The following is a 17,970-nucleotide window of genomic DNA, read 5'->3' as shown; positions in this document are numbered from 1 at the left end:
GCTTCGGCCCCCTTTTTTTATGCGATCATGTCGCCAATTCCGAGCAATCCGGAGCGTTTACCCAATGCAGCGACTGATCCATCTTTGCCTGACCGCGCTGGTGGTGGCTGCGCTGTCCGCCACTGCCCACGCCAACCCGTTCAGCCGCGAGGTTGACCCGCAGGACATTGTCGACCGGGCGAAGGTCACGCTGGAGCGTATGGCCACGCACCCCGAATACGAACACCTCCAGGAAGATCTGCGCACCGCCCGAGGTGTCGTCATCTTCCCGCGTATTGGACGCGGCGCGTTCCTGATCGGGGGCTCCGGGGGCATGGGTGTGTTCCTCGCCTGGGACGAGGACAAGGGCGACTACTCGCCGGTTGCCTTCTATTCGGCCGGGTCGATCAGTTTTGGTATGCAGTTCGGGGGTGATGCCGCCGAGGTGGTGATGGTCGCGCGCACCCAGGATGCGGTGGACTCGATGTTCGGTTCGGCGATCCGTCTCGGCGCCGATGCCTCCGTTGCCGCCGGTCCGGTCGGGGCCGGGCGTGGCTCCACCCCGACGGCCGACTTCCTGACCTATTCCCGCTCGCGTGGGGCCTATCTGGGGATGAGCCTGTCCGGCTCGCGCCTGACCGTGCGTGACGACTTCAACGAGGCGTACTACGGCGAGGCGCAGCGACCGGTGCACATCATCGAGAGCCGACGCGTGGATCACGCCGGGACGCGCGAGCTGCGCGACCTGCTGGCCTCCTTCCGCCAGCCCGAAGAGGCCGCCGAGCCGACGACCGGGAGCAGCGACATGCGCCCGGATCAAACCCTGGACGAGGTCACCCCGGGCGAAGGCGGCATCCGCCAGGACGACTTCCAGGTGGAGAGCTTCTGAGTCGCCTCCTCCGGGGCTATCCCCTCCGGCAGCGACAGGATGGGTGCGGCCGTGTACCGGGCCAGCGCCCCGGCATTGTCCAGCAGGGGATCGGTATCGGCGTGGCGACGGTTGAGCACGATCCCGGCCAGTTGCAGGCCACGACGTTCCAGGGCCTCCAGCGTCAGCAGGCAGGTGTTCAACACCCCTAGCCGGTCCTCGGCGACCAGGAGGACCGGGAGGCCCAGGGCCTGTGCGAGGTCGGCGTTCAGGCCGTCGCCGCACAGCGGCGAATAGAACCCGCCCGCACCCTCCACCAGTCGGGGGCCACTACCCGGCACCTCGCAGGCCTGAACCAGTTCCGCGACCGTCAGCTGCACACCCTGGCGCGCAGCGGCCTGATCGGGTGCCAGCGCATCGGGAAACCGCCACGGCGTCACCTGCGCCACGGCCGTTGCGGGAAGGCCGGCCGCCGCGGTCAGGGCGGCGCCATCCTCGGGGAACAGCGTGCCGTCGCGCTCGGGGCAGCCAGATTCCACCGGCTTGCGTGGCTGCGGGGCCAGGCCCTCGGCGCGCCACGCTGCCAGCAGGGCGCAGCCAACGAAGGTCTTGCCGACGCCGGTGTCGCTGCCCGTGACGAACAAGCCCTGTGGCGGCACTTCGATCATGCGTCGCGGGTCAGGCGTTCCAGGGCCTCGCGGTAGCGCGCAGCCGTTTGCTCCGCGACCTCGGGCGGCAGCTCGGGTCCGGGAGCGGTCTTGTCCCAGTCCAGGGTCTCGAGATAGTCGCGCACGTACTGTTTGTCGAACGACTCGGGGCTGCGGCCTGGCGCATACTGGTCCGCCGGCCAGAAGCGCGAGGAGTCCGGCGTGAGGACTTCGTCGATCAGGTGCAGGGCCCCGTTCGCGTCCACCCCGAACTCGAATTTGGTATCGGCGATGATGATCCCACGCTCGGCCGCGTAGTCGCGCGCCATCGCGTAGATCGCCAGTGCGGCGTCGCGCACCTGTTGCGCCCGTTCCTCGCCGATCGTGCCTACCACGGTGGCGAAGTCGATGTTCGCGTCGTGATCGCCGACCGCTGCCTTGGTGCTGGGGGTGAAGATGGCCTCCGGCAGCTTCGAGGCCAGTTCCAGGCTGGCCGGCAGCGGGATGCCGCAGACCGCGCCGCTGGCCTGGTAGTCTTTCCAGCCGGACCCGATCAGGTAGCCGCGCACCACGGCCTCCACCGGCAGCGCCTCGAGCCGGCGAATCACCAGACTGCGACCCTCCAGTGGCGCCCGGATCGCCGGGTCGGGGACCACCTGTTCCAGCGCGATGTCGGTCAGCTGGTTGGGGATGCCCAGCTCGCGTTCGACCTTGTGCATCCAGAACTCGGTAATTGCGGTCAGCATCCGCCCCTTGCCCGGGATCGGGGTGGGCAGGATCACGTCAAAGGCCGACAGGCGGTCGGTGGTGACCATCAGCAAGTGGTCGGCGTCGACCGCGTACAGGTCGCGCACCTTGCCGCGATGGACCAGTTCGAGATCGGGGATGTGGCTTTCCAGCAGGGCGTCGCTCATCAGTGCTTCCGTTCGGTCGGCTTGTGGTCAGTCGTCTGGCAGTTCGGCGATCAGGTCGTGCTCGTCGGTGTCGGTGATCGCGACCTCGATGAAGTCCCCGATATCCACCGATTCCGGGTCGACCCCGGCGACGCGGATCACGCCGTCGATCTCCGGGGCCTCCGCGGCAGAGCGGGCAATCACGGTCCCGTCCGTGTGCACCTCGTCGACCAGCACTACCGGCTGGCTGCCGATCCGGCGGCGCAACCGCTCGGCGCTGATCCGGGCCTGCACGTCCATGAAGCGCGCCAGTCGCTCCTCGCGCACGGCCTCCGGCACCGGGTCCGGCAGGTCATTGGCTGCTGCGCCCTCCACGGGCGAGTAGGCAAAGGCCCCGACGCGGTCCAGCTGCGCCTCGTGCAGGAACTCCAGCAGGGCCTCGAACTCGGCCTCGGTTTCGCCCGGAAAGCCCACGATAAAGGTCGAGCGCAGGGTCAGGTCGGGGACCTGCTCGCGCCAGCTCGCGATGCGTTCCAGTACGCGCTCGGCGGCGGCCGGGCGGCGCATCGCCTTGAGTACCCGGGGGTGGCCGTGCTGCAGCGGCATGTCCAGATACGGCAGGATCCCACCGTCCTCGCCCGAGCCCATCAGCGGGATCAGCCGATCCACGTGCGGGTAGGGGTAGACATAGTGCAGACGCACCCAGATGCCGAGCTGGCCCAGTGCCTCGGCCAGGTGGGCGATGTCGGAACGGATCGGGCGCCCGCCATGGAAGCCAGTGCGGTACTTCACGTCCACGCCATAGGCCGAGGTGTCCTGCGAGATCACCAGGATCTCGCGCACGCCGGCCGCGGCCAGGCGCTCCGCCTCGGCCAGCACCTCGCCGATCGGGCGGCTGACCAGGTCGCCGCGCAGGCTGGGGATGATGCAGAAGCTGCAGCGGTGATTGCAGCCCTCGGAGATCTTCAGGTAGGCGTAGTGGCGCGGGGTCAGGCGGATGCCCTGCGGCGGCACCAGTGACTCGAACGGGGCCGCCGGCGGCGGCAGGTGTTCGTGCACCACGCCCACCACTTCCTCGTAGGCATGCGGGCCGGTGACCGCGAGCACGCCCGGGTGGGTCTCGTGGATGCGCTCGGCATCCTTGCCCAGGCAGCCCGTGACGATTACCCGGCCATTGGCATCCAGGGCCTCGCCGATCGCGTCCAGGGATTCGGCCACCGCATCGTCGATGAAGCCGCAGGTATTGACCACGACGAGGTCCGCGCCGTCGTAGTCGGCGGCGATCTCGTAGCCTTCGGCGCGCAGGCGCGTCAGGATCTGTTCGGAGTCGACCAGGGCCTTCGGGCAACCGAGGCTGACAAAGCCCACGCGCTGCGCGTTGTCGGGAGACGGGGTGTTGCTTTTATTCACAGTACGTTATCGCCTTCTGGGAGCTGCTCCGGGCGCGCCCCGATCGTGGTGCGTCAGCCGGTGTACTCCCCGATTGTTCTTTTGATTTAACGGGTTGCGTGGACAGGGTGTCGTTCGGGGACGGGTTGCGCCGCCCCTTTTGGCCCCGTTGGCGGCCGGCGTTGACAATCCGTCCACAAGGTTATCCACAGGCCGCCCCAAATGCCTCGAAGGGACGCTATCTTCAGGGGCTTGCGTACACAGGGCCCGCTTGCCGGCCTTCACGAAGGACCTTGCAACAGCCCCGGAAAGGCGGCTATGCTATCGCACTTTTCGCCAGAACACGCGTGAGCCGACCATGAAAGCCGACATTCATCCGAACTACCACAACGTCAAGGTCATCTGCAGCTGCGGCTCGCAGTTCGAGACCCGCTCCACTCTCTCGAAAGACGAGATGCATTTGGACGTGTGCTCGCAGTGCCACCCGTTCTACACCGGCAAGCAGAAGATCGTTGACACCGCCGGTCAGGTCGACAAGTTCAACCGCCGCTTCGCATTCTAAATGCGTTCGCGCCCGATGGCGCGAGGCGGTTTCTGGCGGAGTGTCCAGTGGATGCTCGCGCCATGTAACGAGGGCGTCCCGCGGGGCGCCCTCGTTTGTTTGGTCGCGCTGTCGGCGTGGCTGCTCGCCCCGGGGGCCGCGGCGCAGTGTGCGCTGGAGGACCACGACCCACGCGATCTGCAGCGCGTAACGGTCGAGCGTGTCTGGGCGCCGGATGCCCTGGAGCTGGAAGACGGGCGACATATCCGTCTGCTGGGTCTGGCATCGGCGGCCGCACTCCCGTCGGTCGCGCCACAGCTGTTACCGGTGGGCTTCGGGCTGGACTTGCGCGAATCCCTGGAGGAACGCCTGCGCGGCGTCGATCAGCGCCTGGTGCTGTTGCCGGGACGTCCGGCCCGCGACGCCCATGGCCGCTTGCGCATGCATGCCTGGATCGACGATGGGCCGCTGCTGGCGGCCAGTCTGATTGGTGATGGCCTGGCGATGCCGCGCCCCGGCCCGGAACCGGGGCCCCTGGATGAGTGTTACTACGGGGCCGAGACCGTGGCACGGGAAGCGTCACGAGGGCTCTGGCTGGAGCGGCTCGAGGCCTTCCCGGTCGGCTGGCTGGAGCCGCCGCGCGAGCGCTCGCAGGGGCGGCTGCGGGTCCAGGGCGAGGTAATCGACGTGCGGGTGCGCGACCCGCACTGGGTGCTCGTACTGGACGGCCCGCTGGACCTGCTGATCTCCGGGGATGACCGCGATTTTTTCGAGGATCTGGAACCACGCTCACTGCTGGGTAACACCGTTGTTGCGCGCGGCGCGGTGTATCCTTGGAGGGAGCGAGGGCGGATGCGGATCCGCCACCCCTTTGATCTCGAGGTGCTTGATCCATGAACGCCCTGTCCCGCCTGTTTCCCCGTCGCTGGGCGGCGCTGGCCCTGACGCTGCTGATCGGCGCGGGCCTGGCTGTTGCGCTGCCGGGCTGTACTACCAACCCGGTCACCGGGCGCTCGCAGCTGATGCTCGTCTCCGAGAACCAGGCGATCGACGCCTCGCGCACGGCCTATGTGGAGATGCTGGCCCCGGCGCGCGAGGAGGGGAGGGTGGACGCCGACCCCCAGATGACCGCGCGCGTGCAGCAGATCACCGAGCGTGTGGTGGCGCAGGCGGTCAAGTACCGCCCCGAGACCGCCGACTGGGATTGGGAGATTCGCGTGATCGAGGCACCGGACACGGTCAACGCCTTCGCCATGGCCGGTGGCAAGATGGCGATCTACTCCGGCATCATTGAGCAACTGGAACTGACCGACGACGAGCTGGCGCAGATCATCGGCCACGAGATCGCCCATGCGCTGTCCGCGCACACGGCCGAGAAGATGTCGGTGGCCCTGGCCAGCAATCTCGCGGTAGCGGGCTATGCGATGACCGGCGACCGCTCGCCCGTCGCACTGACCGGCGCCGCCCTGGGGGCCGCGCTCGCGGTGCAGCTGCCGCACAGCCGCCGGATGGAGGCGGAGGCCGACCGCATCGGGATCGAACTGGCCGCGCGGGCCGGTTATGATCCGGACGCGGCCGCGAGCCTGTGGCGCAAGATGGCGGAACAGGCCAACGGAAGTCATCCGGTGTTCCTGAGCACGCACCCGGCGCCCGAGTCGCGCCAGCGCGACCTGACCCGCATGGCCGACGAGTTCCGGCCGCTGTACGAGCAGGCCCGGCGCTCCTCGGTGCCGACCCACCCGGTCAACTGACCGGTCGCGGGGCCGGACCGGCCCCGGAACCCCGCTGCACTTTGACAGCCACTGCTTGAAAGGCCCCGCAACGCCATGTCCAAGGATTTCACCCAGCGCGCGCTGGACTACCACGAACAGCAGCCGGCCGGGAAACTGGCCATCCACATCACCAAGCCCACGGCGACCCAGGATGACCTCTCCCTGGCCTATTCGCCCGGCGTGGCCGCGCCGGTGCGCGCGATTGCCTCCGATCCGGAGCTGGCCTACCGCTATACCGGCAAGGGCAACCTGGTCGCGGTGATCACCGATGGCACGGCCGTGCTGGGACTGGGCAATGTCGGCGCGCTGGCGGCCAAGCCGGTGATGGAGGGCAAGGGCGTCCTGTTCAAGGCCTTCGCCAACATCGACGTCTACGACATCGAGGTGGATGCGCCGCAGCCGGAGGACTTCATCAACACCGTGGCCCGCATTGCCGGCGGCTTCGGCGGGATCAACCTCGAGGACATCGCCGCGCCGCACTGCTTCGAGATCGAGCGCCGCCTGTCCGAGCGTCTGGATATCCCCGTCTTCCACGATGACCAGCATGGCACGGCGGTCATCACCGCGGCCGGTCTGGTCAATGCCCTGGAGATCCAGGGCAAGAAGCTCAGTGACGCGAAGATCGTCTGCGTTGGCGCCGGCGCGGCCGGCATCGCCTCCATGCAACTGCTGCTGCGCCTGGGGGCGAGCAAGAAGAACCTGTTCATGGTGGACCGCAAGGGCGTGATCCACAGCCAGCGCAACGACCTGAACGAGTACAAGCAGATCTTCGCGGTCGATACCGAGGCGCGCACGCTGGAGGACGCCTGCGAGGGGGCGGATGTCTTCATCGGGCTGTCGGGCCCCGATCTGCTGACGCCCGAGATGCTGAAGTCCATGGCACCAAAGCCGGTGATCTTCGCGCTGTCCAACCCGGATCCGGAGATCCGGCCGGAACTGGCGCTCGAGACGCGCGACGACCTGATCATGGCGACAGGCCGTTCGGACTACCCCAACCAGGTCAACAACGTGCTGGGCTTCCCGTTCATCTTCCGCGGTGCGCTGGATGTGCGCGCGCGCCGGATCAATGACGAGATGCTGGTCGCGGCCGTGCATGCGCTGGCCGAACTGGCTCGCGAGCCGATCCCGCAGGCCGTGCTGGACGCCTATGGCCTGGAGGCGCTCGAGTTTGGTCCGCACTACATTCTGCCGACCCCGTTCGATCCGCGCCTGATCGATACTGTGCCGCAGGCGGTCGCACAGGCCGCGCGCGACAGCGGGGTTGCCCGCCGCTAAGGAGACGCTGATTGATCAGCGCTTCTCCAAACTCCACCTCCGTCATACGAGTGAAGCATGCAGAAAATCGCCATTATCGGAGCCGGACGCGTCGGCGAATCCACCGCCCAGTTCCTGGCTCGGCGCGATGTCGCCCGCGAGATCGCGTTGCTGGACGTGCGCGAGGGTGCGGCGGCCGGTGCGGCGCTGGACATCCAGGAGACCGCGCCCCTGCTGCGCTTCGATACGCGCCTGGTCGGTAGTCACGAACCCTCGGTGATCGCTGGCGCGGAACTGGTGATCGTCACGGCCGGGCTGCCGCGCAAGCCGGGCATGTCGCGCTCCGATGTCCTGGACAAGAACGTCGAGATCCTCGACCAGATCCTGCAGGACATCCTCGTCCATGCGCCGCAGAGCCGCATCCTGGTCGTGTCCAACCCGGTGGACGTGCTGACCTACCGCGCCTGGCAGAAGACCGGCTGGAGTCGCGACCGGATCTTCGGGCAGGCCGGGGTGCTGGATACCTCGCGCATGGAGGCCTTCATCGCCCTGGAGACGGGGCTGTCCACCCACGACATCCAGGCCCTGGTCCTGGGTGGTCATGGCGATGCGATGGTGCCGCTGTTGCGCTATTCCAGTGTCAACGGCGTGCCGCTGCACCACTTCATGGACCAGGCGACGCTCGACAACATCGTCGAGCGTACCCGCCACGGGGGTGCCGAGATCCTTGCCCTGAAACAGACCTCCAGCGCCTATGGCGCGCCCGCAGCGGCCATCGCCGAGATGGTCGAGGCGATCGCCGTGGATCGCCGGCGCGTGCTGCCGACCGTGGCCCTGCTGGAGGGTGAGTACGGGGAACGCGATGTGGCCATGGGCGTGCCCTGCATCCTTGGCCAGGGCGGCATGGAACGGGTGATCGAGCTGGAACTGGACGCGGATGAACGCGCGGCCTTCGACCAGTCCATCGCCGGGGTGCGCAAGGACCTTGAGCGCCTGCACTGAGTCGCGCCCGGGGCTGCCGTGCCCGACCCTGACGCTGGTCGACTCCAGCATCTTTGTCTTTCGTGCCTGGTTCGCGCGCGGCCTGGACCTGGATCCGCTCGGGAGGCCGGGAGGGGCCGTGCACGGGCTGGTTCATTCGCTCTGCCAGTGGCTGCCCGCCTGCGCCGCGGGTCCGATCGCCTTTTGTTTCGACGAGAGCCTGCGCCGGGGCTTTCGCCACCGGCTCGACCCCACCTACAAGGCCCACCGCCCGCCGGCGCCACCGGAGCTGCGCGAGCAGTTCGCGCGTATCCGGGAGCTGCTTGGTCAACTCGGCTTCCGGACCCTGGCCCATCCCGAGTACGAGGCCGACGACCTGATCGCCAGCCTGGCGCGTGTCGGCCGGGCCGCGGGCTGTCGCATCGAGGTCAAGAGCGCGGACAAGGACCTGACCCAGGTCATCCTCGGTGACCAGGACCGGATGCATGATCCGGAGCGCGGGACCGCGCTGGATCGTCGTGCGATCGAGAAGCGCTTTCGCATCCGTCCGGAACAGGTTGCGGACATGCTCGCCCTGGCGGGCGATGCCAGTGACAACGTCCCGGGTATCGAGGGTGTTGGTCCCAAGACCGCGGCGCGGATCCTGCGCCGCCTGGGCGATCTGGACACAGTGCTGGCCGAACCGCAGGCCGTCGCACGTTGCAATATCCGCCGCGCTGATGTCGTGGCCGCGCGCATTGCCGAGCAGTCGGACCGGCTGCGCCTGTCGCGCCGCCTGACCGGGCTGGCGGACCGCATCCCCGACCTGCCGGGGCTCGACGCCCTGCAACCCACCGGGCCGAAACCCGATGCCGCGCGCTGGCTCGCGGAACTCGGGGTCGCGCGCGATTATCATGGTCGCCTGCTGGCGGCCGCCGGTGCCTGGCGGTCCACGACCCCGGAGATTGCATGAGCCCACGTTCCCTTCTCTACGCCATCCTTGCCGCGGGCCTGGTGTGGTTGCTGCTGGTCAGTGCGCCGGTACAGGCGCATCCGCATGCCTGGATTGATCTGGAGATCACGCTGGAGCGCGATGGCGAGGGGCGCATCACCCATATGCTGCATCGCTGGCGCTTCGACCCGACCTACGGGCAGTACCTCTACGAGGATGCCCTGGCGCATCAGGAGGGCGCGACCGAAGAGGAGAAGCTGCAGGCGCTCGCCCGCGAGATCCTCGGCAACCTCGAGGAATACGAGTGGTACAGCCATGTCGAGGCCGGCGGGCGCGCGGTGGACGTCGCTGCCGAGCCCGATCCGTCCATGCGCATGGAAGACGGGCTCCTGTTCTTCCGTTTCCGCCTGGCGCTGGACGAGCCAGTCGATGTGGGTTCCGAGACCCTGGCGTACAAGGTCTACGACCCGACCTATTTCATCGAGCTCCTGCACGAGGAGCCGGCCGGTACGCGCATCGTCGAGGCCGACGGGCTCGCGGCCGCGGGTTGCAGTGCAGAACTGGAGCGCCCCCGCCCGGATCCCCAACTCGTCGCCAAGGCCATGATGCTCGATTACGGGGCCACGGTGGACTATGACCTGGGGCGCCATTTTGCCGAGCGTGTAACCGTGCGCTGCGGTTGATGCACCGAATCGTTTTGTTCCACAAGCCCTGGGGCGTGCTGCCGCAGTTCACCGACCCGGAAGGGCGCCCCACGCTGGCGGATTACATCGACATCCCCGGGGTCTACCCGGCCGGGCGCCTGGACCGCGACAGCGAGGGGCTGATGGTGCTGACCGACGACGGGCGCCTGAATGCGCGGCTGACCCAGCCGCGCCACAAGACCAGCAAGACCTACTGGGTACAGGTGGAGGGAGAGCCCGATGACGCCGCCCTGGAGGCCCTGCGCACCGGGGTGGACCTGAAGGATGGGCGCACGCAGCCGGCGAAGGTCGAGCGCATGGCGCCGCCCGATCTGCCGGAGCGCGACCCGCCCGTACGCTTTCGCAAGTCCGTCCCGACGACCTGGCTCGCGCTGACGCTGCACGAGGGCCGCAACCGCCAGGTGCGGCGCATGACTGCCGCGGTGGGGCATCCGACCCTGCGACTGGTGCGCTACCGGGTGGCCTCCTGGACCCTGGATGGCCTGGAACGCGGGGCGTTTTCGGTGATCGAACGCGAGTGAAACCGGTCACAAGCGCCGCGCCGGGGCATCGCGGGATTGTCGCGGAATGCGGCCCGGCCGGTGCGAAATCACCACAAGACCATTGCGCCCGCCACAGGTCGTGCGGAATATGAACGGATCAGCCAAGCGAGAACGCAATCCAATGCGCCTGCCCAGGATATTCACCACGGGTCTGACCGGTCTGGTCATGGCCTTCGCCGCCGGGGCTCCGGCGGCTAACCCGGGCCCGACCGGGATGGTCTTCGAACGCAGCCTGTTCCTGCATGCCGAACGCGCCCTGAGTCGTGGCGACATGACGGCCTATCGCAATGCCCGCAGCACGCTCGAGGGCTATCCGCTGACGCCCTATCTGGATCATCGCGAGCTGGCTCGCGACCTGGGGCGTGCGGACCCCGATGCCGTGCGCGCCTTTATCGAAGAGCACGACGACACCCCGCTGGCCGGCCAGTTGCGCAGCAACTACCTCTCCTATCTGGCCCGCGAAGAGGCCTGGTCGCGGTATCTCGACTTCGCCGACGACGGGCGCGATCTCTCCGTCACGCAGGACTGCCAGCGGCGCAAGGCACTGATCGAGACCGGCAACACCTCCGCGGCGATCGAGGATATGGACTCCATCTGGCTGCACGGCCAGTCCCGTCCCAGTGCCTGTGATCCGGCGCTCAAGGCCTGGCGCGATGCCGGCGGGCTGACCGATGAGCTGGCCTGGGAGCGTTTCGCCCTGGCGATGCAGGCGCGCCAGACCGGGCTCGCGCGCTACCTGCGCCGCTACCTGGCCAGCGCCGATCGCGACTGGGCGGAGCGCTGGCTGGAGCTCGAGTCGCGTCCGGCACGGGTGGTCGAGGTCGACGTCCGCGCGGACGATCATCGTTCTGCCGAGGCGATGCTGGAACAGGCGTTCAAGCGCTGGATTCCGCAGGACCTGGATGCGGCACTGAAGGGCTGGGAGGAGCGCGGCGAGCGTCTGGGCTTCCCGGCCGAGACCGCCCGCGAGATTGAGCATGCGCTCGCGCTGCGCCTTGCCCTGCGTTTCCGCTCCGAGACGCTGGAGTTCATGGAGGGGCTGGACGCGGAGGTCTTCGACGACCAGCTGCGCCAGTGGCAGGTACGTGCCGCGCTCCATGATGGCGACTGGGAGACGGTCAAAAGCGCGATCCGCTCCATGAGCCGCGATGCCCGCGATGAGACCGCCTGGCGGTACTGGTATGCACGGGCGCTGGAGCAACTGGACGATGCCGACGAGGCACGTTTCTTCTACGAACGGGCGGCGCGGGAGCGCAACTTCCACGGGTTCCTGGCCGCCGATCGTCTGGGCCAGCCCTACCGCATCGGGCACCAGCCTCTGCAGCTGGCCAATGGTGCGCGCGAATCGATCATGGCCCGCCCCTCCATGCAGCGCATGCGCGAGCTGGTGGCGCTGGACCGCTACGCCGAGGCACGCCGCGAGTGGACCCGTACCGTGGCCAACATGGAGCCGCCCGAGCTCGAGGCCGCGGCCGCCGAGTTCGCCGACTGGAACTGGTACGACCGCGCGATCTTCACCATTGCGCGGGCCCGCAACTGGGACGATATCGAGCTGCGCTTCCCGCTGGCCTTCGATTCCGTGATCGTCCCGGGCGCGGAGAAACAGGGCATCGACCCGGCCTGGGCGATGGCGATTGCCCGCCAGGAGAGCGCCTTTCTGCATGACGTGCGCTCCGGGGCCGGTGCGTTGGGGGTGATGCAAATCATGCCGGCGACCGGGCGCTCGATTGCCTCCAGTGCCGGGGTCCGGGTCAACTCCGATTGGGACATCCTCGACCCGGCGACCAATGCGACGCTGGGCACCTACTACCTGCGGCGCAACCTGGACCGCTTTGGCGGGCACAGCCTGCTGTCCACGGCGGCCTACAACGCCGGGGCGCATCGCGTGCGCTCCTGGCTGCCGGACGATGGCGAGATGGACGCCGATATCTGGGCCGAGCTGATCCCGTTCTCGGAGACGCGTGATTACGTGCGCCGGGTGTATGCCTACCAGATCGTCTATGCGGTGCGTCTGGGGCAGGACCCGCCGTCGCTGTCGCAGCTGCTGTTCCCGGTGGCGCCGGAGTCCAAACTCGCGGCGAGCCGCGAGGATCACCTCCGGGCGCTGCGCAACATGCGCGAGGACCTCGCGCTCGGTCGCGCCTTCTGCGATGCGCCGGGCTACACCGAAAACGCCTGCTGACGGGCCGGGGCTGCTTCACGCGCTGAGGCTGGCCCTGGTTCGTCGTCGGTGTTTACTCTGGCTTCGTCCAGCCGCCTGCCAAGCGCTCACTCGCGAGCGCGCCGCGAGGTACTTTCTTGCTTGCCCAAGAAAGTACCCAAAGAAGGGCACCCGGATTCCGCCCGGGAACCTTGCTCCAGGGCCCTCGGGCCGGCGGCGCTGAAACTCGCTACGCCTTTGGCTTCGCTCAGACAGTCAGCGCCTCTTTTCCGTCCCGAGGACCCTTCCGCAAGGGGCTTCATACGGGGGGGATAAGGTCAAGACAACGGCTGTCCTGATGTTTGTGCGAATGGCTGGAGGCTAGGTATTCGGACATCCTGGGCACGTGCGGCCTTCGGCCCTGGCGTGCCGCGCCCGCGAGCGGGCGCAAGACCTGATCGTAGGATGCGGATGAGCGCAGCGAATCGCATCAGGGGGTTGCCCCGGCGTTGGCAGGGTGCGTTTCGCTGCGCTCAACGCACCCTACAGCGCGGGCTTTATGACAGGTGCGGGAACACCGCCTGTTTTGCCCTACCCTCCCGATATGAGCCCCTTGTGGAGGGCGTGACAGGCCGGACGATTCATAATAGACACGGGGCGCTGACTGTCTGAGCGAAGCCAAAGGCGCAGCGAGTTTCAGCGCCGCCGGCCTGGCGCGTCCGGAGCAAGGTTCCTGGGCGAATCCCGGGCGTGTTTCTTGGTTACTTCTTTGCACGAGCAAAGAAGTAACTCGGGGCGCGCTCGCGAGTGAGCGCATGGCAGGCGGCCGGCCGAAGGCACCGTAAACACCGGATGCCGAACCAGGCCCCGCCCCAACAGGGCAGGAGGGTAGGGCGACGCTAGCGAATGATGTCCTCGCGCATCCGGCTGGCGATGCCCTCGGCCAGCTGCTGCCACTCGGCCGCTAGTGGCGCCTCCAGATGCTCCTCGGTGGTCGCCTTGAAGTGCCGCATCCAGACCCCCAGATCGGCCTCGGTCAGGTTCATCGGCGCATGCTTGCCGACCATGTCGATCGTGGGCGGCTGTTCCAGACGTCCACCCAGGTTCATGTACCAGAAATCCGAGATGCGCCGGACATGGGACTCGAAGTCCTGAATGCGCTCGAAGTGGTGCCCGATCTCCGGGTCGCTGGACAGGCGGCGATAGAAGTCGTCGATGACCGCGCGGATGCGGTCGGCGCCGATCTTGTCGCACAGTGGCTCGAGTTTGCGAAAGGCCATGGGTGAGTCTCCTGACGAATCCCGCGGCAACCGTTAACCTGCATGTTGATCAGCAAGCCGGATACCGAGGATGAACCAATTGGATTCTGCGGGCCCTGACGCCATCACGGCGGCGGTGGCCCAGTGCATCACGGACCATACCGCAAGCGCGTTCGAGCCGACAGGAAGCCAGGCCTGTTCCGGGGGCTCGATCAACCAGGCCCAGCGCGTGATCGGGACCGATGGCCGGAGTTTTTTCGTGAAGCTCAACCGGGGCGCGATGGCCGAGGCGATGTTTGCCGCCGAGGCGCGCGGACTGGAGGAGCTGGCCCGCTGCGAGCGGGTGAAGATCCCCACGGTGATCGGTACGGGCAAGGCGGGGGGTGCCTGCTTCATCGTGCTGGAGGAGCTGGACCTGGGTGGCCGGCGCGACGGGGTCGCGCTGGGGCACGGGGTGGCCGACATGCACATGAAGATGGCGGCGCGCTTCGGGCTGGATCACGACAATTACATTGGCTCGACGCCGCAGTCGAACCGCCAGCACGATGACTGGGTGTCGTTCTATCGCGACGAGCGCCTGGGCTTCCAGCGGAGTCTGGCGCGCGAGCGCGGGGCCGCGCATTCGCTGATCCAGGCGCTGGAGTCTCTGGAAGCGAGTCTGGGCGGGTTCTTCAGCGACTACCGCCCCGAGCCGTCGCTGTTGCACGGGGACCTGTGGAGCGGCAACTGGGGCTTCCAGTCCGATGGTACGGCCGTGCTGTTCGATCCGGCCGTTTACTACGGGGATCCGGAGGCGGACCTGGCCATGATGGAGCTGTTCGGTCATCCCGGGCAGGACTTCTTCAACGCCTACGAGGAGATCCGTCCGGTCGATGCCGGCTACCCGGTGCGCAAGACGCTCTACAACCTCTACCACATCCTGAACCACGACCACCTGTTTGGCGGGGGCTATGGTTCCCAGGCCGAGCGCATGATCCGTCAGCTGCTGGCGGAACTGAGATGAGCAGCGCGCGAGAGGTCGATCGAGCGGTGTCCGCCCGGCGCCGTAAGGATTCGGCCCCGTTGCGGGCTTGTCGCCCCGAGGCGGGGCGGCTAAGGTTCCGTCCATGACGGCCAACAACGACACAACCGCTGCGCGCGTGGGCGTGGTGATGGGCAGTACCTCCGACTGGGCGACGATGGAACGCGCGGTAGATGTGCTGGAGGAACTGGGCGTGCCCTACGAGGCGCGTGTGGTCTCCGCCCACCGTACCCCGGATCTCCTGTTCGAATATGCCGAGCAGGCCCGCGAACGAGGCCTGGCCGCGATCATTGCCGGGGCCGGGGGGGCTGCGCACCTGCCCGGGATGCTGGCCGCCAAGACCTCGGTGCCGGTACTTGGCGTACCGGTGGCTTCGCGCCATCTGAAGGGGCAGGACTCGCTACTGTCGATCGTGCAGATGCCGAAGGGGATCCCGGTCGCGACCTTCGCCATTGGCGAGGCCGGTGCGGCCAATGCCGCCTTGTTTGCCACCGCGATGCTCGCCAACTCCGACCCCGCCCTGTGCGAACGTCTGGACGCTTTCCGGCGTGCGCAGCGCGATACGGTGCTGAACCAGATCCTGCCGCCGGCCGCATCATGATCCTGCCTCCCGCCACACTGGGGCTGCTCGGCGGCGGGCAGCTCGGCCGCTACTTTGTGCGGGCCGCGCGCGAGATGGGTTATGCCGTGTGGGTGCTGGATCCCGACCCGCACAGCCCCGCCGGACAGGTCGCCACGCGACACCTTTGCCAGCCCTACGAGGATGCGGAGACGCTATCGGCACTGGCCGACCAGTGCGCGGTGATTACCTGCGAATTCGAGAATATCCCGCGCCCGGCACTGGAGTGGCTGGAGGCCAATGCCTGTCTGCGGCCCGGCCTTTGCGCGCTGGGCGTGGCCCAGGACCGGCTGGAGGAGAAGCGCTTTCTCGCCGAGATCGGGGTGGCGGTCGCGCCTTGGCGCCCGGTCACGGCCGGTGGCGATGGTGGCGAGGACACCACCGGCGCGCCATCCTTCCCGGCGATCCTGAAGACGGCCCGCCTGGGGTACGACGGCAAGGGACAGCGCCCGATGGATCACATCGGCGATCTGGCGGCCGCGCACGCGGAGCTCGGTGGTGTGGACTGCGTGCTCGAGGAGCGGGTGCAGCTCGAGCGCGAACTGTCGGTCGTGGTGGCGCGCACCGCAGATGGTCGCAGCGAGGCCTTCCCGGTATCCGAAAATGTGCATCGAGGCGGCATCCTGCACCTGAGCCGGGTGCCGGCGCGCGTCGACGAGGAACTGTCCGGGCGCGCGGTGGCGATCGCGCAGTTGATTGCCGACCGCCTGGACTATTGCGGGGTGCTGGCGGTCGAGTTCTTTCTGACGATGAGTGGAGACCTGCTGGTCAACGAGATCGCCCCGCGCCCGCACAACACCGGTCATTACACGCTGGACGCCTGCACCGTCTCCCAGTTCGAGCAGCAGGTGCGCGCGATCTGCGGTCTGGGGCTCGCCCCGGCGCGCCTGACCACCCCGGTGGCGATGGTCAATCTGCTGGGGGGGCTGTGGCCCGCGGACGGAAGTCCGGACTGGTCCGACGTGCTGGAGGCCGGGCGTGCGCGCCTGCATCTGTATGGCAAGAGCGAGGCGCGGGCGGGGCGCAAGATGGGGCACCTGAGCGTGCTGGGCCTGCCTGGCGAGGACGATGCGATGGCCCCGGCGTCCACCGCCGAGGGGCTGTGGCAGGACCTGGCGCGGGCGGCGGGGGTGTCCGAGTGACCGAGGCGTTCCCGGATTCCCGTTCGCGCCGGGCGCGTCAGGCGGAGCTCAAGCGCGACCTCGAATTCGCCGATACCCTGGCGGGCGAGTCCCTGCGCTTTCGCACGACCTGGGGGCTTTTTTCGCCGCGCCGGATCGATGATGGCACGCGCATGCTGCTGGATCGCATCGATGTGCGTCCGAGTGATGACTGCCTGGACCTGGGCTGCGGCTATGGCCCGATCGGCCTGACCCTGGCGCGCAAGGCCCCGCAGGGCATGACGACGCTGGTGGACACCAATTTCCTGGCGGTCGAGTACAGCCGGCGCAACGCCGAGCTCAACGGCATTACCAACGTCGAGTGCGTAAACAGCAACGGTTTTGCCCAGATTCGTGACCGCCGTTTCGATCTCGTGGCCTCGAACCTGCCGGCCAAGGTGGGCCGGGAGATGCTCTACACCTATCTGCTGGATGCCCACGAGCAGATGAACCCCGGTGGTCGCATCTATGTCGTAACCATTACCGGGTTGCGGCGGTTTATCGAGAAGGGGTTCAAGGAAGTGTTCGGCAACTACGACAAGGTCAAGCAGGGCCGCGAGTACACCGTCGCGGCCGCCGAACGCGAGCCCGACTGACCATGGTCGAGGGGGCGGGCGAACTCCCGGTTGCGCTCCGCGTGCTGTCCGCCCTCCTGCTGGGGGCGGGGCTGCTGATCATGCTGCGACGCATGCCCTGGGAGGCCTTCTTTGTCCCCGGGCGCACGCAGCTCTTTGTGATCGCTACGCTGTGTCTGTTTCTGATCTGGGGTCTGCGTGCACAGACCCTGGAGGGCCTGGCGCTGCACTTTCTTGGCATGGCCACGATTACGCTGATGTTTGGCTGGCAGCTGGCGATCTTGATGGTATTTCTGGTGGTCGCGGGACTGGCCCTGCTGGGGGCGCTGCCGCTTGCGGCCTTTCCGCTGACAGTCCTGCTGGCGGGCGTGCTTCCGGTAGCTGTGACCTGGGGGCTGCTGCGGGCGACTGAGGCCTGGCTGCCCCGCCACATGTTCATCTACCTGTACGGGGTCGCGTTCCTCGGCGGGGCCCTGACGGTGGCGGCCACGGTGCTGACCTCGGCGGTGATCTACGGGCTGTTCACCGACCTGGCCTGGGGCGATATCTACCGCGATTACGTGCGCTATCTGGCCCTGCTCGTGCTACCCGAGGCTGTCCTCAACGGCATGGTCGTCACCGGTCTGGTGATGGTGCGCCCGGAGTGGCTGGCGACCTGGTCTGACGAACGCTATGTGCACGGGCGCTGATCCGTT

Annotated in this window: 19 protein-coding genes; 15 read left to right on the top strand and 4 right to left on the bottom strand. The window is 67.8% G+C overall.

The window, feature by feature from the left end; genetic code table 11:
• The first annotated feature begins 64 nt into the window (after positions 1-64).
• Positions 65-868, top strand: a complete 804-nt coding sequence (locus C936_RS0101010) for a lipid-binding SYLF domain-containing protein (protein ID WP_018174935.1) — start codon at positions 65-67, stop codon at positions 866-868.
• Here the strand turns inward: C936_RS0101010 and bioD are convergent.
• The 3 genes from bioD to rimO are packed head-to-tail and all read right to left on the bottom strand — an operon-like array spanning position 796 to position 3,797.
• Entirely contained in the window at positions 796-1,515 is a 720-nt protein-coding gene (gene bioD, locus C936_RS0101005) for a dethiobiotin synthase (RefSeq protein WP_018174934.1), read from the bottom strand. The two genes, C936_RS0101010 and bioD, sit on opposite strands and share 73 nt — an antisense overlap.
• The gene (locus C936_RS0101000) at positions 1,512-2,408 is read right to left on the bottom strand and encodes a phosphoribosylaminoimidazolesuccinocarboxamide synthase (RefSeq protein WP_018138120.1); all 897 of its coding nucleotides are present in this window, start codon (positions 2,406-2,408) and stop codon (positions 1,512-1,514) included. The genes bioD and C936_RS0101000 overlap by 4 nt, the downstream gene beginning before the upstream one ends.
• 27 nt (positions 2,409-2,435) lie before the next feature.
• Positions 2,436-3,797 carry a 30S ribosomal protein S12 methylthiotransferase RimO gene (gene rimO, locus C936_RS0100995; protein ID WP_018862936.1) on the bottom strand — a complete coding sequence of 454 codons (1,362 nt, stop codon included), beginning with the start codon at positions 3,795-3,797 and terminating at the stop codon, positions 2,436-2,438.
• Between the two features lie 337 nt (positions 3,798-4,134).
• On the opposite strand from rimO, the gene rpmE reads away from it, so the two are divergent.
• The 9 genes from rpmE to C936_RS0100950 all read left to right on the top strand — a co-directional run bounded on the left by rpmE (position 4,135) and on the right by C936_RS0100950 (position 12,683).
• Positions 4,135-4,338: a 50S ribosomal protein L31 gene (gene rpmE, locus C936_RS0100990; RefSeq protein WP_018174932.1), complete on the top strand. Its 204-nt coding sequence runs from the start codon at positions 4,135-4,137 to the stop codon at positions 4,336-4,338.
• Between the two features lie 99 nt (positions 4,339-4,437).
• Positions 4,438-5,214 (top strand): thermonuclease family protein, encoded by a 777-nt coding sequence (locus C936_RS0100985; RefSeq protein ID WP_018174931.1) that lies wholly within the window; start codon positions 4,438-4,440, stop codon positions 5,212-5,214.
• On the top strand, positions 5,211-6,068 hold the full coding sequence (locus C936_RS0100980; protein ID WP_018138116.1) for a M48 family metallopeptidase: 858 nt from the start codon (positions 5,211-5,213) through the stop codon (positions 6,066-6,068). Before C936_RS0100985 ends, C936_RS0100980 begins: the two co-directional genes overlap by 4 nt.
• 75 nt (positions 6,069-6,143) lie before the next feature.
• Positions 6,144-7,364 (top strand): malic enzyme-like NAD(P)-binding protein, encoded by a 1,221-nt coding sequence (locus tag C936_RS0100975; RefSeq protein ID WP_018174930.1) that lies wholly within the window; start codon positions 6,144-6,146, stop codon positions 7,362-7,364.
• A 57-nt stretch (positions 7,365-7,421) separates the two neighbouring features.
• Complete coding sequence (gene mdh / locus C936_RS0100970; RefSeq protein WP_018138114.1) at positions 7,422-8,345, top strand: malate dehydrogenase; 924 nt, start codon at positions 7,422-7,424, stop codon at positions 8,343-8,345.
• A complete protein-coding gene (locus C936_RS0100965) occupies positions 8,329-9,276 on the top strand; it encodes a 5'-3' exonuclease H3TH domain-containing protein (RefSeq protein ID WP_018174929.1) in 948 nt (315 codons plus the stop codon). The genes mdh and C936_RS0100965 overlap by 17 nt, the downstream gene beginning before the upstream one ends.
• The gene (locus C936_RS0100960) at positions 9,273-9,938 is read left to right on the top strand and encodes a DUF1007 family protein (RefSeq protein ID WP_018174928.1); all 666 of its coding nucleotides are present in this window, start codon (positions 9,273-9,275) and stop codon (positions 9,936-9,938) included. Before C936_RS0100965 ends, C936_RS0100960 begins: the two co-directional genes overlap by 4 nt.
• On the top strand, positions 9,938-10,480 hold the full coding sequence (locus C936_RS0100955; RefSeq protein WP_038038511.1) for a pseudouridine synthase: 543 nt from the start codon (positions 9,938-9,940) through the stop codon (positions 10,478-10,480). Before C936_RS0100960 ends, C936_RS0100955 begins: the two co-directional genes overlap by 1 nt.
• 142 nt (positions 10,481-10,622) lie before the next feature.
• Entirely contained in the window at positions 10,623-12,683 is a 2,061-nt protein-coding gene (locus tag C936_RS0100950) for a transglycosylase SLT domain-containing protein (RefSeq protein ID WP_018174926.1), read from the top strand.
• A gap of 857 nt (positions 12,684-13,540) precedes the next feature.
• Here C936_RS0100950 and C936_RS0100945 read toward each other — a convergent pair.
• Complete coding sequence (locus C936_RS0100945) at positions 13,541-13,921, bottom strand: group III truncated hemoglobin (RefSeq protein ID WP_018174925.1); 381 nt, start codon at positions 13,919-13,921, stop codon at positions 13,541-13,543.
• Positions 13,922-13,991: 70 nt separating this feature from the next.
• Between C936_RS0100945 and C936_RS0100940 the strand changes: the two genes are divergently transcribed.
• The 5 genes from C936_RS0100940 (at position 13,992) to C936_RS0100920 (ending at position 17,964) form a co-directional block, all read left to right on the top strand.
• Positions 13,992-14,903, top strand: a complete 912-nt coding sequence (locus tag C936_RS0100940; RefSeq protein ID WP_018174924.1) for a fructosamine kinase family protein — start codon at positions 13,992-13,994, stop codon at positions 14,901-14,903.
• A 103-nt stretch (positions 14,904-15,006) separates the two neighbouring features.
• A complete protein-coding gene (gene purE / locus C936_RS0100935; protein ID WP_018137882.1) occupies positions 15,007-15,522 on the top strand; it encodes a 5-(carboxyamino)imidazole ribonucleotide mutase in 516 nt (171 codons plus the stop codon).
• Complete coding sequence (locus C936_RS0100930; RefSeq protein ID WP_018174923.1) at positions 15,519-16,682, top strand: 5-(carboxyamino)imidazole ribonucleotide synthase; 1,164 nt, start codon at positions 15,519-15,521, stop codon at positions 16,680-16,682. Before purE ends, C936_RS0100930 begins: the two co-directional genes overlap by 4 nt.
• Entirely contained in the window at positions 16,679-17,296 is a 618-nt protein-coding gene (locus tag C936_RS0100925) for a class I SAM-dependent methyltransferase (protein WP_018137884.1), read from the top strand. Before C936_RS0100930 ends, C936_RS0100925 begins: the two co-directional genes overlap by 4 nt.
• A gap of 2 nt (positions 17,297-17,298) precedes the next feature.
• The gene (locus tag C936_RS0100920; protein ID WP_018137885.1) at positions 17,299-17,964 is read left to right on the top strand and encodes an energy-coupling factor ABC transporter permease; all 666 of its coding nucleotides are present in this window, start codon (positions 17,299-17,301) and stop codon (positions 17,962-17,964) included.
• Positions 17,965-17,970 lie beyond the last annotated feature (6 nt).

This window comes from Thioalkalivibrio sp. ALJ4 (assembly GCF_000377225.1).
Classification (GTDB): domain Bacteria; phylum Pseudomonadota; class Gammaproteobacteria; order Ectothiorhodospirales; family Ectothiorhodospiraceae; genus Thioalkalivibrio.
Note: the sequence above shows the minus strand (reverse complement) of the source record. Positions and strands in the feature narration are given on the sequence as shown.

Bases quoted from the DNA above. Each gene is read 5' to 3' on its own strand.
- C936_RS0100960 (WP_018174928.1), top strand. From the start codon at position 9,273: ATGAGCCCACGTTCCCTTCTCTACGCCATCCTTGCCGCGGGCCTGGTG.
- purE (WP_018137882.1), top strand. From the start codon at position 15,007: ATGACGGCCAACAACGACACAACCGCTGCGCGCGTGGGCGTGGTGATG.
- bioD (WP_018174934.1), bottom strand. From the start codon at position 1,515: ATGATCGAAGTGCCGCCACAGGGCTTGTTCGTCACGGGCAGCGACACC.
- C936_RS0100945 (WP_018174925.1), bottom strand. From the start codon at position 13,921: ATGGCCTTTCGCAAACTCGAGCCACTGTGCGACAAGATCGGCGCCGAC.
- C936_RS0100975 (WP_018174930.1), top strand. From the start codon at position 6,144: ATGTCCAAGGATTTCACCCAGCGCGCGCTGGACTACCACGAACAGCAG.
- C936_RS0100930 (WP_018174923.1), top strand. From the start codon at position 15,519: ATGATCCTGCCTCCCGCCACACTGGGGCTGCTCGGCGGCGGGCAGCTC.
- C936_RS0100920 (WP_018137885.1), top strand. From the start codon at position 17,299: ATGGTCGAGGGGGCGGGCGAACTCCCGGTTGCGCTCCGCGTGCTGTCC.
- mdh (WP_018138114.1), top strand. From the start codon at position 7,422: ATGCAGAAAATCGCCATTATCGGAGCCGGACGCGTCGGCGAATCCACC.
- C936_RS0101000 (WP_018138120.1), bottom strand. From the start codon at position 2,408: ATGAGCGACGCCCTGCTGGAAAGCCACATCCCCGATCTCGAACTGGTC.
- C936_RS0100940 (WP_018174924.1), top strand. From the start codon at position 13,992: ATGAACCAATTGGATTCTGCGGGCCCTGACGCCATCACGGCGGCGGTG.
- C936_RS0100955 (WP_038038511.1), top strand. From the start codon at position 9,938: ATGCACCGAATCGTTTTGTTCCACAAGCCCTGGGGCGTGCTGCCGCAG.
- C936_RS0101010 (WP_018174935.1), top strand. From the start codon at position 65: ATGCAGCGACTGATCCATCTTTGCCTGACCGCGCTGGTGGTGGCTGCG.
- C936_RS0100980 (WP_018138116.1), top strand. From the start codon at position 5,211: ATGAACGCCCTGTCCCGCCTGTTTCCCCGTCGCTGGGCGGCGCTGGCC.
- C936_RS0100950 (WP_018174926.1), top strand. From the start codon at position 10,623: ATGCGCCTGCCCAGGATATTCACCACGGGTCTGACCGGTCTGGTCATG.
- rpmE (WP_018174932.1), top strand. From the start codon at position 4,135: ATGAAAGCCGACATTCATCCGAACTACCACAACGTCAAGGTCATCTGC.